The following is a 13,677-nucleotide window of genomic DNA, read 5'->3' on the forward strand; positions in this document are numbered from 1 at the left end:
GGCTGCAGGGTGAAGCTACGGCTCGACCCGTTGTCCCTTGCCGATGACCACGATGCCACCCTCCGAGACGGTGAACCGCTGCCGGTCGCGCTCGAGGTCGACGCCGATCTCGGCCCCCTCGGGCACGATCACGTTCTTGTCCAGGATGGCGTTACGCACCACGGCGTGTCGCCCGATGTCGACGCCCTCCATGAGTACCGAGCCCTCGACGTGGGCCCACGAGTGCACCTTCACGTTCGGGGAGACCACCGAGTTCTCCACCAGCGAGCCGGAGATGACCGCGCCGGGGGAGATCATCGAGCCGATCGCCCGGCCGACCCGCTCGCCCCAGCCGTGCACGAACTTCGCCGGCGGCCACGGGCTGTTGCCGGTGTAGATCGGCCAGTCGAAGTTGTACAGGTTGAAGATCGGCTGCACGTTGATGAGGTCCATGTTGGCCTCGTAGTAGGAGTCCAGCGTCCCGACGTCGCGCCAGTAGCCCCGGTCCCGCTCCGACACGCCCGGCACCACGTTCGTGCTGAAGTCGTACACGGCGGCGTCGTTCTTCTCCACGAAGTACGGGATGATGTTGCCGCCCATGTCGTGCTTGCTGGCCGCGTCCTGCGCGTCGCGGGTCACCGCGTCGATGAGCGCGTCGGTGGTGAACACGTAGTTGCCCATCGACGCGAAGATCTCGTCGGGGCTGTCGGGCAGGCCCCGGGCGTCCTTGGGCTTCTCCCGGAAGGCGCTGATCTGCCGGCTGTTGCTGACCCCACCGCGACTCTCGCCGACCTCGATCACCCCGAACTGGTCGGCGGTGGACAGCGGTTGGCGGATGCCGGCCACCGTGGCCGCCGCCCCGGACTCGATGTGCTGGCGCACCATCTGCTCCGGGTCCATCCGGTAGATGTGGTCGGCGCCGAAGACGATGACGTAGTCCGGCCGCTCGTCGTTGATCAGGTTCAGGCTCTGGTAGATGGCGTCGGCGGAGCCGGCGAACCAGCGCGGGCCCAGGCGCTGCTGCGCGGGCACCGGCGTCACGTAGTTGCCCAGCAGCGTCGACATCCGCCACGTCTTGGTGACGTGCCGGTCCAGCGAGTGCGACTTGTACTGGGTCAGCACGACCATCTTGAGGTAGCCGCCGTTGGCCAGGTTGGACAGCACGAAGTCGATCAGGCGGTAGATACCCCCGAACGGCACCGCGGGCTTGGCCCGATCCGTGGTCAGAGGCATCAGGCGCTTGCCCTCGCCTCCGGCGAGGACGATCGCGAGGACGTTCTTGGCAGCCATGGGCCAGACGCTAAACGTGTCCGGCGTGTTGCGCCAGACGAACAGCAATTACTGTTTGGGGCGTGCGAGTAGACCTGCTCACTCGAGAGTACCCGCCCGACGTCTACGGCGGCGCCGGCGTGCATCTGGAGTACCTTGCCCGCGAACTTCGCAACCTGCCGCTGGATGTGCGGGTGCACTGCTTCGGCGCCCCGCGCAGCGAGGCCGGCGTCACCGGCTACCGCGACCCCGCGGGCCTGGCCGGGGCCAACGCCGCCCTGCGCACCATGGGCGTCGACCTGGAGATGGCCGCCGGGTGCGCCGGCGCCGACGTCGTGCACAGCCACACCTGGTACGCGAACCTCGCCGGGCACGTGGCCAAGCTGCTGCACGGGGTACCCCATGTGGTGACGACGCACAGCCTCGAGCCGCTGCGGCCGTGGAAGGCCGAGCAGCTCGGCGGCGGCTATGCGCTGTCCTCGTGGTGCGAGCGGACCGCGATCGAGGCCGCCGACGCCGTCATCGCCGTGTCGGCCGGGATGAAGGCCGACGTGCTGCGCGCGTACCCCGACGTCGACCCCGACAAGGTGCACGTCGTCTACAACGGCATCGACACGTCGCAGTACGCGCCGGACCCCGCGCTCGACGTGCTGGAGCGCCTCGGGATCGACCCGTCCCGCCCGAGTGTCGTCTACGTCGGGCGGATCACCCGGCAGAAGGGCCTGCCGTACCTGCTGCGCGCGGCCCGGTCGCTGCCGGCGGACACCCAGATCGTGCTGCTGGCCGGCGCGCCGGACACGCCGGAGATCGGGGCCGAGGTGACAGCCCTGGCCGACGAGCTCAAGGCGACCCGCTCCGGGGTCGTGTGGGTGCAGGAGATGCTGCCGAAGCGGGAGGTCATCCAGGTCCTCACGCACGCCACGCTGTTCGTGTGCCCGTCCATCTACGAGCCGATGGGGATCGTGAACCTCGAGGCGATGGCCTGCCAGACGGCGGTAGTGGCCACCGCGACCGGCGGCATCCCCGAGGTCGTGGCCGACCGCGAGACCGGGCTGCTGGTGCCGATCGAGCAGGTCGCCGACGGCTCCGGCACGCCGCTGGACCCCGACCGGTTCGTGGCCGACCTCGCCGACGCGATGACCGCGCTGCTGGAGGACCCGGCCCGGGCGGCCGCGTTCGGGCGGGCCGGGCGGCAGCGGGCCGTGGACCACTTCTCCTGGGCGGCGATCGCGGACCGCACGCTGGCGGTGTATCAGTCGATCACGTGATCGGCGATCAGCTGGCTGATCGTCTCCGGCTGTTCGGCGTTGGCCAGGTGGGCGGCGTTGGGGACCACGACCAGCCGGCTGTCCGGGATGCGCCGGTGGATCAGCTCGCCGTGCTCCGGGGGCGTGGCCGGGTCGTCCGCCCCCGCGATGACCAGCGTCGGCGCCTGGATGCGGGGCAGGTCCTCGCGCAGGTCCATTCCCGCGATCGCCTCGCACCCGGCCGCGTAACCCTCGGCCGGGCAGGCGGCGATCATCGCCCGGTACGGGTTGAGCTTGTGCGGTAGCGCGGCCCGGTAGCGCGGGGTGAACCAGCGGCCGAGGACGGCGTCGGCGACCGGCTGCATCCCGCCGGCCCGCACCTGCTGGGCCCGGTCCAGCCAGCCCTCGGCGGGCGGCAGGTGCGCCGACGTGCAGATGAGGACCAGGCGCTCGATGCGCTCGGGGGCGTTCGCGGCCAGCCACATGCCGACCATGCCGCCGAGCGACAGGCCGCAGTAGCTCGCGCGTTCGATCCCCAGCCGGTCGAGCAGGGCGAGCACGTCGCGGCCCAGGTCCTCGATGCGGTACGGGCCCGGGGGGACCGGAGAGCCGCCGTGCCCGCGGTGGTCGAAGCGCACCACCCGCAGGCGGTCGCCGAAGCGCGTCAGCTGCGGGCGCCACATGTCGAGGTTGCTGCCCAGCGAGCCGCCGAGCAGCAGGAAGGGCGCGCCGAGCGGGCCGGTGGTGCGCTGGAACAGCGTCGTTGCCGTCACCGCATCCTTGTACCACCTCGCTTCGCTCACAGCGGAACGGGTTTGCCTCGGTGTGGCGTTATCGTTTCCTTTGGGTAGGGCGCCTACCCGAGCTGTCCTTCCGGGCGGCCAAGAGGCTTCGACTCAGCGCATCCTCCTTCACTGCTTCTTGCGATGGCGGGTGCTCGTCGCCTTTTGTGCGACGCCCCGCTGGAAGGCGTCGATGCCCCATGTTCGAGCGCTTCACGGATGCGGCGCGCCGCGTCGTCGTGCTGGCCCAGGAGTCCGCCCGCACCCTCAACCACAACTACCTCGGCTCGGAGCACCTGCTCCTGGGCCTGCTGCTGGAGGACGAGGGCGTGGCCGCCGCGGCCCTGCGCGCCCTCGGCATCACCCTGGACAAGGCCCGCCACGAGGTCGAGGAGATCGTCGGCGTCGGCGCGCACGTCCCGACCGGGCACATCCCCTTCACGCCCCGGGCCAAGAAGATCCTGGAGCTGGCGCTGCGCGAGTCGCTGCGCCTCGGCCACAACCACGTGTGCACCGAGCACGTGCTGCTGGGCCTGATCCGCGACGGCGAGGGCACCGCCGCGCAGGTCCTGATCCGCCTCGGCGCCGCCCCCAACGCGCTGCGCGCCCAGATCATGGACGGCCTGACCGGCCACCCGTCGACCCTCGCGCCGGCGGGCCCGGCCGACCGCCCGTCCAGCCCGACGCTCGACCAGTTCGGCCATGACCTGACCGCCGACGCCCGCAACGGCGCCCTCGACCCGGTCATCGGCCGCGACGCCGAGATCGAGCGGGTCGTGCAGATCCTCACCTGCCGGCGCAAGAACAACCCGATCCTCACCGGCGAGCCCGGCGTCGGCAAGACCGCCGTCGTCGAGGGCCTCGCCCAGCGCATCGCGGCCGGGAAGGTGCCGGCCGCGCTGACCGGCCGCAGCGTCTACTCGCTGGATCTCGGCGGGCTCGTGGCGGGCTCGCGGTACCGCGGCGACTTCGAGGAGCGCCTGCGCAAGGTCGTCAAGGAGATCCGCACCCGCGGCGACGTCATCGTCTTCATCGACGAGATCCACACCCTGGTCGGCGCGGGCGCGGCCGAGGGCGCGATCGACGCCGCGTCCCTGCTTAAGCCGCTGCTGGCCCGCGGCGAGCTGCAGACGATCGGCGCGACGACGACGGAGGAGTACCGGCGCTACATCATCAAGGACGGCGCCCTCGACCGCCGCTTCCAGCAGGTGACGGTCGAGCCGCCGACGGTGGCCGAGAGCCTGGAGATCCTGCACGGCCTGCGCGCCGCCTACGAGTCCCACCACGGCGTGACCTACACCGAGGACGCCCTGGCCGCGGCCGTGACCCTGGCCGACCGCTATGTGCCCGACCGCCGCCTGCCGGACAAGGCGATCGACCTGCTGGACGAGTCCGGCGCGCGGGCGGCCCTGGCGCCGCTTCCCGCCGCGCCTCCTCCCGGTTCGTCGGCCCCGTCCCCGATCGTCGTGGACCGCAACCGGATCGCGGAGGTGCTGGCCACGTGGACGGGCATCCCGGTGGGCGCCCTGTCCGCCGACGAGGCCACGCGCCTGCTGACCCTGGAAGACTCGCTGCGCAAGCGAGTGGTGGGCCAGACCCACGCCGTGCGCGCCGTGGCCTCGGCGATCCGCCGCGCGCGCACGGGCCTGAGCGACCCGCACCGCCCGACGGCCTCGTTCATCTTCGCGGGCCCGTCCGGCGTCGGAAAGTCCTCCCTGGCCAAGGCCCTGGCCGAGTACCTCTTCGGCACCGAGGACGCCCTCATCCAGCTGGACATGTCGGAGTACCACGACCACCACACGGTCGCCCGCCTGGTCGGCGCCCCGCCGGGCTACATCGGCCACGACGACGGCGGCCAGCTGACGGAACGGGTCCGCCGCCGCCCGTTCTCGGTCATCCTCTTCGACGAGATCGAAAAGGCCCACCCGGACGTCTTCAACGCCCTGCTGCAGATCCTGGAGGACGGCCACCTGACCGACGCCCAGGGCCGCCGCGCCGACTTCCGCCACACGGTCCTCATCCTGACGACCAACCTGGGCACGTCGACGACCCCGGCCGGCTTCGCCACGCCCTCGCACCGGGCCGTCGCCCTCCAGGCCGACACCGAGGAGCAGGTCCCGGCGGCATCGCCGGGTCCGTCGACCACCGCACCGACCGATCCCCAGTCCCCGTTCGCCCGCGACCTGCGCCGCCACTTCCGCCCGGAGTTCCTCAACCGCATCGACGACGTCCTGGTCTTCCACCCGTTGACCCCGGCCCACCTGCTGACGATCGTCGACCAGCACCTGAGCCGGGTAGCCCTGGAGCTCGACTCCCGAGGCATAGTCCTGTCGGTCACCAACGCCGCCCGCCACCACCTGGCCACAACGGGCCTGGACCCGACCCTGGGCGCCCGCCCCCTGCGCCGCACCATCCAGCGCGAACTGGAGAACGAGCTCTCAACCCAGCTCCTGCGCACAACGCTCAACCCGGGCGACACAGTCACCGTCGACACGGCCGCCACCGGCCTGACGTTCACGATCACTCCCACCCTCATCCCAGCCCCACCGCCCGCCGAGGTCCTCGCCTGAAGCCCAGTCGGGAGACAAACGCCGCTCCCGTCGCCTGTTGCTGATGAGCCGGCGGCCGACGCGGGGACACCGCTCCGGTCGGCCGCGGCGGGAGTGAGCGCCTCGGCCGGCTCCCGCAGGTTGGCTCGCGATCGGAGCGGTTGTTGGCGCTCCGGTCGGCGGCCGCGGGCTGGCCGGTGGTCGCTGCGGGAGTCAGTGCCTCGGCTGGTTTCCGCTCGTTGGCTCGCAATCGAAGCGGTTTGTTGGCGCTCCGGTCGGCGGCCGTGCGCGGGCCGGTGGCCGCCGCCGCGGGAGTGAGCGGGTCGGCTGGCTTCCGCACGCCGGCTCGCGATCGGAGCGGTTGTTGGCGCTCCGGTCGGCGGCCGTGCGCCGGCCGGTGGCCACCGCCGCGGGAGTCAGTGCCTCGGCCGGCTCCCGCACGTTGGTCCGCGACCGGAGCGGTTGTCAGCGCTCCGGTCGGCCGCTGCTCGCCGGCCGACCGGGCTCCCGGCGCCGCAGGACGTCCGGCCTCGAACGCCGCGCCGACGTCTCGCACCCGCATGCTCCGGTCGCCTCCGGGCCCGCTCAGTGTGGCGAAGCTGCGCGGGTCCGGGCGTGAGGAGGCGAGGCCGGGTCGTGGGCAACTGGCTGCGAGCCCGACCGATTGGCGCTGGTTGCCGGGGTCAGAGGGCGAGGGCGGGGGCGTCGGACTCCTGGCCCGGCAGGACGACGATCTCCGAGGGCGTGACGGTGCGGGTGGCGGGGTCGTCGTCGAAGGTGATGTCGTACGCGCTCGGCGGGCCCGTCGCGGTCCAGTGGGCGCCCAGGACCGTGCCCTCGCGGTGGGGGGTCTGGCCGGGCCGGCGGACTCGGGTGCCTGGGGCGTGGCCGTCCTCGGAGACGATGAGGAGGGCGTCGAGGGTCTGGCGTACGCCGGGCCAGGGGGCCGGTGGCACATGCGGGTCGCCCGCGTGGTCCTCGGTCGGGGTGCACAGGCGGCGGTGGGCGAGGGTCAGCAGGTCCGCGGCGTAGCGGGTGGCCGGCTCGGGGTGGTGCTGGGCCGCGGCCAGGGCGGCGTCGATGCGGTGCCAGCGTGCGGCGGCGCGGTCGGACAGCAGGGCACGGGCGGCACGGTCGAGGTCGGCGCACGTGGTGTCGACCGCGGTCTCCTCGCCCAGCTCGGCGGTCCAGGCCAGGTCGAGCGGTGGGGGGATGAGGCCGGGGGACTCGTGGGCGATCGCCAGGTACACCAGGGCGAGCAGTTCGGGGCGCAGGTCGCCGCCGTAGAAGTGCAGGCCCGCGAGTTCGCCCGGCGGGAAGCGGTCGGTGAGGTGGCGGGCGCGGCCGGTCGGGATGCGGGCGGCGATTCTCGTGGTCGCCAGCTTGTCCTCGGGGGCGCGGGTCTCGCGGGAGAGGATGGTCCAGCGGCCGTGGGACAGGGCCGCCGGGTAGACGGTGCGGCCCGTGTTGGCCAGGCTCTCGCCCGGGGCGAGGGCGGCGGCGGCCAGTTGGCGGGCGGCGATGGAGTAGGCGACGCCGGTTTGGGCGGCGTGGGCGCGTACCGCTCGGCGGCGGGCCCGGTCGCGGCCGGAGCGCGAACCCGGCCGGGACTGGCGGGCCGCCGGAGGAGTGGAGACCGGGGCTGCGGCCGGGATGGAGGCCGGAGGAGTGGAGACCGGGGCTGCTGCCGGGGCGGAGGCCGGGGGAGTGGAGATCGGCGCGGCCGCCGGGGGAGTGGAGAGCGCAGAGCCGGGAGCAGGCTGAGGCCCGGGCGAAGGCGGAACCGTGGGAGGTTCGTGGAGCTCGTCTGGTGGTGGGGTCGGGTCCTGCGGCTGGTCGGCCATCTCGAGTCCTCCGGCGTCGACCCACGCTCGCACCGTTCGGACGGCGGCTGCCTCCCGCCGGGCAGGGCGCGGCCCTGCCCGGGTCGGTGCGCTGAGTCGTAGCCTCTTGGCCTCGGGCCCGGTCGGCGTGGGCGGCCGGGTAAGGCTCGGGCAGGCGCACTGCCCGAGCACAGAATACCGCCCGCGCCGCCCCCGTGCCTGCCCCGCCGGGCCGTCGTTACCGTGTGTGGTTACAGGGTCACCAGCGATCGGATGGCCAGGGCGGAGCCGACCAGCAGGACCAGGGCGGCCGTGCCGTTCGGGGCCCAGGCGGCCAGGCGCGGGCCCGGGCGCAGGCGGGCCGGCCACCGCCAGCGGTCGCGGATGCGGATCAGGAGGAGGCCGGCGGCGGTCAGTACCGCGGCCATGCCGGCGCCGTAGGCCAGTACCAGCAGGACGCCGAACCAGGTGCGGCCCAGGCCGATTGCGCCGAGCAGGACCACCAGGGCGGACGGGCTCGGGACCAGGCCGCCCGCCACGCCCATGCCCACGATTGCCCAGCGGCTCGGGCGGTCCGAATGGTGGGAGTGACCGTGGTCCGAGTCGTGGGAATGGGTGTGGGAAGCGTGAGGGCCGTGGGAATGGGTGTGGGTGTGGGAGGAGCCAGGCCCGTGGGAGTGGGTGTGGGCAGAGCCAGGCCCGTGGGAGTGGGAGTGAGCCGGCGCCCCGCGGCGGCGGCGCAGCATGCCGATGCCCACCGCGGCCACCAGCACCCCGCTCACCACCCCCAGCCCGGACAGAATCCGCTCCCCGGCCAGCCCGGCCACCGTCGTCAGCAGCAGGCCCAGCACCAGCACGCCCCCCGTATGCGTGAGCGTCACCGTCGCCCCCACCGCCAAGGCGTCCCGCGGCCGCCCCCGCCGCCCGGCGAGGTACGCCGCCATCACCGTCTTCCCGTGCCCGGGCAGCGCGGCATGCGCCCCGCCCAGGACCAGCGCGAGCAGCACGGCGAGCAGACCGACCCACGGCGTGAGCGAGCGCGACCCCACCCACCCCCGCAACAGCGACTCGGCCCGGCTCAGCCACGACGGAAGCGCCGAATTGGACGGAGAAGCCGCCGACGGCGCCGTCGAACCGCCCGGCACCACAGTGAGCTGGGCGCTCCGCACGTCCAGCGGCGAGCTCAGCAGATCGTCCGGGTACGTCCGCAGCCCGTCCGTCCGCGAGGACGCCGGCAACGACGACTCGAGGTGCACCCCCGACCCGGCCGCCGTGAGCTCGCGCCACCCCACGCGGTCGTCGCGGTAGTGGCTCTCGACCGAAACAGCGGACCGGCGCGACAGGTCGGCCGGCGCGCTCAGGGAACAGGTCAGCCGGGCGGTGCGCAGACCGGCCGCGCCCTGCGAGTACACCAGGGACGGCGAACCGACCGTGAAGGTCAGCGGCGTGGAGGACACGCGCACCGAGAAGGCCGACGCGAACGCCGTGCACTCCGGCGCGGCCGCCAGGTCCAGCTGCACCGTCGGCAGCTCCGCGAAGTCCACGGTCACCGCCACCTCGACCGCGGACGGGGTGAAGGTGAGCGCGGCCAGGCGGTTGACCGAGAAGTTGCCGAGCGGGTGGGCGTGGGCGGTGCCGGGGACGAGGAGCACGCCGGCGAAGACCAGGGCGATCCACAGGTACCTCATGACAGGCCCGCCAGCGTCGACACGGCGACCGGGGCGTCCAGCGGCGAGAAGTGCGGGTTCAGCGACAGGGCCAGCTGCAGCTGCAGGCGGGCCGTCACCCGGTCGCCCGCGCCCAGGGCGATCATCCCGTGGTGGAAGGCCACCGCCGGGTCGAGCTGACCCAGGGCCTCGGCCTTCTGGATGTACGGCAGCGCCTCCGCCGGCCGCCCGGCCGCGTTCAGGCTCCAGGCCACGGCGTCGGCGACCTCGGCGAACTGGCGCCGGTCCCACTCCTGCCGGGCCAGCCGCACGGCCTCCGCGGGCCGGCCGGCCGCCAGGGCCAGGGCCGAGGCGCCGAGGTCGTCGGTGCCGCCGTTGGCCGTGAACAGCTGGTGCGCCGCCTCGGCGAGGCGCAGCGACGCGCCCGGGTCGCGGCCGGCCGCGGTGAGCATGCGCGCCTGCTCGACCAGGGCGTCGACGGTCGGGGTGCGCGACACGACCTTGTCGAGGTCGGCCAGCGCCGCGGCGAGGTCGCCGCCCGCGGCGTCGACCCGGGCCTTGAGCTGCCACAGCCCGGCGGCCGTCGCGTCGGCGGCGAGCCCCAGCGACACCTCCCGCGCCGCGGTGGCCACGTCGCCCGCGGCCCACGCGAGCGCGGCCAGGTGCTGGTGGCAGAAGGCGAGGTCGGCGGGTTCGGTGGCCGCCGCGAGCGCTCGCTGCATGAGGTCGATCGCGTCGGTACGCCGGCCGTGCTGCTCCAGGTCGTAGGACGCCCGCGTGTACGAGGCGAGGCCCGGGCGCAGGTCGAGCATGTGCTGGACCGCGTCCGTGGCCTCCGCGGGGTGCCCGAGCTGGGTCTGGGCGTCGGCGAGGACGCCGTAGGCGGTGTCGGAGTAGGGGTCGGCGGCGAGGGCCTGTTCGGCCAGGCCCCGCGCGCCGGTGAAGTCGTGCCGGGCGTTGGCCAGCGCGCCCAGCCCGGCGAGGGCGAGCGCGTTGCCCGCCCGCACCTCCAGGGACTTGCGCAGCGCCCCCTCCGCCTTCGGGTAGTAGGACGGGTCGGCCACGGCCCGCGCCTGCTCGAGGTAGGCGGAGCCGAGGGCGGCCCAGGTGGTCCAGTCGCCCGGGACCTTGCGCAGGCGCTGCTGGTAGGCGGCGATCGCCGCGGGTAGCTTGGCGGCCGGACGGTCCGGCGCGCCGAACGCGGTTTCCGTGGTACCGCCGGTGCGTCCGGCCAGTGCCCCGAGCCCGAAGAGCAGGGCGGCGGCCAGCACCACGGTGATGATCATGCGAAGTCGCACGGCGATCGCCTCCTCGTCCACTCAGGCCAGCGGTGAGCGGCGGCGCCGCCACCAGCCGACGAACAGGGTCGCGCCGAGCCCGGCGGCCAGCGCCGAGGTCCCGACGGTCACGGCCGTCATGCCCTCGCCGGACTCGAACGCCGACGGCTTCACGTCGAAGGCCGACGCCGAAGGCGCGGCGGCCGTCGACGGGGACGCCGGGGAGGCGGCCGCCTTGGTCAAATGCGGCAGTGCCACATAGGGGAAGGACGCCCCGAAGGTGTCGTCGTTCGCGTCCACCTTGTCGCCCGCCGCGAGCGCGTCGACGAGCTTGCCCGTCACCGCCGCGCCCTCGACCGCCTGCAGCGAGATGTCCACGACGTCGTCGCCGAGGCGGCGGCCGTTCGGGAAGCCCTGCAGGTCGCCGCCCAGCACCCCGAGCCGGTTCGGCTGCGCGGTGACCGGCACGGACAGGTTGAGCCGCAGCATCTCCGACGGCCGGAAGCTCGAGGCGTTCACGTCGGCGTTGTTCAGCTGCGAGTTCAGGTCCGCCTTGATCGGGCCGCCGGCCTTCGTGGTGATGCCGGTCAGGAAGATCTCGACCAGGTCGTTGCGGGGCGTGGGCGGCGCCGGCACCTTGTAGATGCCCTCGATGAGCTTGGGCAGCTCCGGGTCGGTGACCCGCTGCACGACGTCGGGGATGCCGGCGTCCTTGTCGGGGCTTATCGCGTTGAACGCGTCCTTGAGCGCGGCCGGCACGACGACCTCGTTGACCAGCGGGTTGCCCAGCCGGGAGACCTGCACCCGGTCGGCGGTGCGGATGTCGCCGGAGGTGAGGCGGGTCCGCCCCCGCTCGGTGGTGGTCCAGATGCCGACCACCGGGTTGCGCTGCGGGTCGCCCTTGAGCGCCACGTCGGTGAAGGGCACCTGCAGGGCGATGGTGTTGACGTTGTACCCCTGCAGCGTGTCCCGCCCGACCTCGCTCAGGTCCCCGCCGTAGAGCAGGTCGAACACCCGCAGGTCGAGGAAGAACGGGTCGTCGGCCTGCCCGGCGTAGGTGTTCCAGCCGCCCGGCAGGCGCTTGTTCGCGTCGGCGCGCAGCTTCGCGTAGTCCGGCATCGTCGCCTGGCCGACCCGCGACGGGGCGACCGGGGCGCCGGAGATGCGGGTCTTGAACGGCTCGCCGTGGAACGACGACTCGAGGGTGTACGTCTGGCGGAACAGCAGGTTCTCGTCGTCGAGCGACGTGACCGGGCCGTTGGCGTACAGGAAGGTGTTCTTGCCGCGCTTGTCGACATTCTGGAACGTCCACCGGAACACGGCGTCGGCCTTGGCGTCGCCGTCGCTGTCGACGTTGATGAGGTACGCGGCGTCGGTGGCGAAGGGGTAGAAGTTCGGCCCGCCGTCGGGGTCGGAGAACGGCTGCCAGTTGGCGATGAACGTGACGTAGCCGGCCCGCTCGGGGCTGACGAAGGCGTAGAGATCGGTGTTGTCGACCGCGGGGTCGGCCGCGATGAGCGGCGCCTCCCGGTGGCTCGACGCCGCCGACGAGACCGGTCCCAGGCCGGCCAGCGCGACGCCGGCGGCCACCGCCGTGGCGGCGCCGGCCCGCAGGACGGTAGCGAGTCGCATCTGTGGTCCTCCCACATCCGTGGCGGTCCGGGCTGTCGGACCGCCTGCGGAAGGACTTCGCATCGATGGCGGGGGATGATGGGCCGCTGTCGGCTAGCGGTCAGGGACCAATCCGGCGGGGGTTGCGCTACGAACGCTTGATCCCCACCGCGCCGTAGCCGTGCGACGTCGCGTCCTCGCCCGGCGCCGGCCGCCACTGCCCGACCCATACCAGGCCCGGGTCGACCAGGTCGAAGCCGTCGAAGAAGCGCTCGATCTCCGCGCGCGGGCGCGGGACGATCGGGGCGCTCGACCGGCGGTACACCTGCGTGCCCTCCCGGGCCGGCCCCGCGTCGACGCCGTCGAGGGTCAGGTGCGACACCACCAGGTGGCTGCCCGGCGCCATCGCGTCGCGCAGCCGGGCGATGATCGCCCACGGGTCGGCCTCGTCCGGGACGAAGTGCAGGATCGACACCAGCAGTACCGCGATCGGCTCGCCGAGGTCGAGATGGCCCGAGACGTGCGGGTCGGCCAGCAGTTCCTCGGGCTCGCGCAGGTCGGCCAGGGCCACCGCCACCCGCTCTTCGTCCTCGACCAGCGAGCGGGCCTGCGCGACGGCGACGGGGTCGTTGTCGACGTACACCACCCGCCCGTCGGTGTGCTCGTGCACGTTGCCCTGGGTCGGCAGCCCGGCGCCGATGTCGAGGAACTGGCGCACGCCCGCCTCGCGGGCCAGGTACCGCACCGCCCGCTGCAGGAAGCGCCGGTTGCCGTGCGCGGCCGCCGGCGTGTCGGGGAAGATCGCCAGGATCTTCTCGGCCGCCTCCCGGTCGGCGGCGAAGTTGTGGTACCCGCCGAGGTAGTAGTCGTACATCCGGGCGACGTTCGGGACCGTGGCATCGATCGTCATGGCCGCCACAATATGGCCCGACCGGCGTGGACGGGGCCCCGTCTTTTGTCCTGCGGCAAGTTCTTGTAAGGTGGAATACGTCCCACCCCGCCGGGTGACGTATATCCCCGTGCGGCCGGGCCCGTCCAGACAGCGGCGGCCCCCCGGAGCGTGGCGACGCCGGAGGTCTGCGCCGGCGCTCAAGACATGGGCGCCCCGCGTTATTCGACCGGAACACTCCCAGGCATATCGCCCTGCCCATCTGCAGGGTTCCCGCCTGCACGCCACCGAAACGCTCACGCGTCGTGGCCCGGTCGTGCGGTACCCGAAGTGAAAGGCCCGTCAGCCATGAGCATTGCCGTTCACCAGTCAGAGTCCGTCCAGGCCAGCCAGCACGGCACCCGCGCCAACCGCGAGACCGATGCCCAGGCCAAGGCGCTGCTGTCCCTGCTGGGCGATCTGTCCGCCGGTCCCGACCGGGACCGTGTGCGCGCCCGGCTCATCGAGCTGTACATCCCGCTCGCCGAGTACCTGGCCCGCCGCTTCCGCAACCGCGGCGAGCAGTTCGACGACCTCGTCCAGGT

9 protein-coding genes and 1 pseudogene are annotated in these 13,677 nt (G+C 73.2%); 3 read left to right on the forward strand and 7 right to left on the reverse strand.

Translation table 11 applies throughout. The features are described 5' to 3' along the window. Positions 1 to 15 precede the first annotated feature (15 nt). Positions 16 to 1,269 carry a glucose-1-phosphate adenylyltransferase gene (gene glgC, locus AB0B76_RS32035; protein WP_360382439.1) on the reverse strand — a complete coding sequence of 418 codons (1,254 nt, stop codon included), beginning with the start codon at positions 1,267 to 1,269 and terminating at the stop codon, positions 16 to 18. A gap of 62 nt (positions 1,270 to 1,331) precedes the next feature. On the opposite strand from glgC, the gene glgA reads away from it, so the two are divergent. Beyond that, positions 1,332 to 2,516, forward strand: a complete 1,185-nt coding sequence (gene glgA, locus AB0B76_RS32040; RefSeq protein WP_360382441.1) for a glycogen synthase — start codon at positions 1,332 to 1,334, stop codon at positions 2,514 to 2,516. On the opposite strand, the gene pcaD is transcribed toward glgA, so the two are convergent. Next, positions 2,501 to 3,268: a 3-oxoadipate enol-lactonase gene (gene pcaD, locus AB0B76_RS32045; RefSeq protein ID WP_360382442.1), complete on the reverse strand. Its 768-nt coding sequence runs from the start codon at positions 3,266 to 3,268 to the stop codon at positions 2,501 to 2,503. The genes glgA and pcaD overlap by 16 nt on opposite strands. Before the next feature lie 209 nt (positions 3,269 to 3,477). Between pcaD and AB0B76_RS32050 the strand changes: the two genes are divergently transcribed. Continuing rightward, the gene (locus AB0B76_RS32050) at positions 3,478 to 5,847 is read left to right on the forward strand and encodes an ATP-dependent Clp protease ATP-binding subunit (protein WP_360382443.1); all 2,370 of its coding nucleotides are present in this window, start codon (positions 3,478 to 3,480) and stop codon (positions 5,845 to 5,847) included. 662 nt (positions 5,848 to 6,509) lie between these two features. On the opposite strand, the gene AB0B76_RS32055 is transcribed toward AB0B76_RS32050, so the two are convergent. From AB0B76_RS32055 to AB0B76_RS32075, 5 genes are all read right to left on the reverse strand, one after another. Then, positions 6,510 to 7,670, reverse strand: coding sequence for a hypothetical protein (locus tag AB0B76_RS32055; RefSeq protein ID WP_360382445.1), 1,161 nt, complete (start codon positions 7,668 to 7,670; stop codon positions 6,510 to 6,512). Positions 7,671 to 7,900: 230 nt separating this feature from the next. Next, the gene (locus AB0B76_RS32060; RefSeq protein ID WP_360382446.1) at positions 7,901 to 9,337 is read right to left on the reverse strand and encodes a hypothetical protein; all 1,437 of its coding nucleotides are present in this window, start codon (positions 9,335 to 9,337) and stop codon (positions 7,901 to 7,903) included. Further along, entirely contained in the window at positions 9,334 to 10,614 is a 1,281-nt protein-coding gene (locus AB0B76_RS32065; protein WP_360382448.1) for a hypothetical protein, read from the reverse strand. Before AB0B76_RS32065 ends, AB0B76_RS32060 begins: the two co-directional genes overlap by 4 nt. 21 nt (positions 10,615 to 10,635) lie before the next feature. Next, the gene (locus AB0B76_RS32070; RefSeq protein WP_360382449.1) at positions 10,636 to 12,225 is read right to left on the reverse strand and encodes a DUF4331 domain-containing protein; all 1,590 of its coding nucleotides are present in this window, start codon (positions 12,223 to 12,225) and stop codon (positions 10,636 to 10,638) included. A gap of 127 nt (positions 12,226 to 12,352) precedes the next feature. Continuing rightward, positions 12,353 to 13,114 (reverse strand): SAM-dependent methyltransferase, encoded by a 762-nt coding sequence (locus tag AB0B76_RS32075; protein ID WP_360382451.1) that lies wholly within the window; start codon positions 13,112 to 13,114, stop codon positions 12,353 to 12,355. A 327-nt stretch (positions 13,115 to 13,441) separates the two neighbouring features. Between AB0B76_RS32075 and AB0B76_RS32080 the strand changes: the two are divergent. After that, positions 13,442 to 13,677: pseudogene (locus AB0B76_RS32080) on the forward strand (hypothetical protein); the annotation flags it as partial.

The organism is Dactylosporangium sp. NPDC049140, from assembly GCF_040648435.1.

Bases quoted from the DNA above. Each gene is read 5' to 3' on its own strand.
- glgC (WP_360382439.1), bottom strand. From the start codon at position 1,269: ATGGCTGCCAAGAACGTCCTCGCGATCGTCCTCGCCGGAGGCGAGGGC.
- AB0B76_RS32050 (WP_360382443.1), top strand. From the start codon at position 3,478: ATGTTCGAGCGCTTCACGGATGCGGCGCGCCGCGTCGTCGTGCTGGCC.
- AB0B76_RS32055 (WP_360382445.1), bottom strand. From the start codon at position 7,670: ATGGCCGACCAGCCGCAGGACCCGACCCCACCACCAGACGAGCTCCAC.
- AB0B76_RS32060 (WP_360382446.1), bottom strand. From the start codon at position 9,337: ATGAGGTACCTGTGGATCGCCCTGGTCTTCGCCGGCGTGCTCCTCGTC.
- AB0B76_RS32070 (WP_360382449.1), bottom strand. From the start codon at position 12,225: ATGCGACTCGCTACCGTCCTGCGGGCCGGCGCCGCCACGGCGGTGGCC.
- AB0B76_RS32075 (WP_360382451.1), bottom strand. From the start codon at position 13,114: ATGACGATCGATGCCACGGTCCCGAACGTCGCCCGGATGTACGACTAC.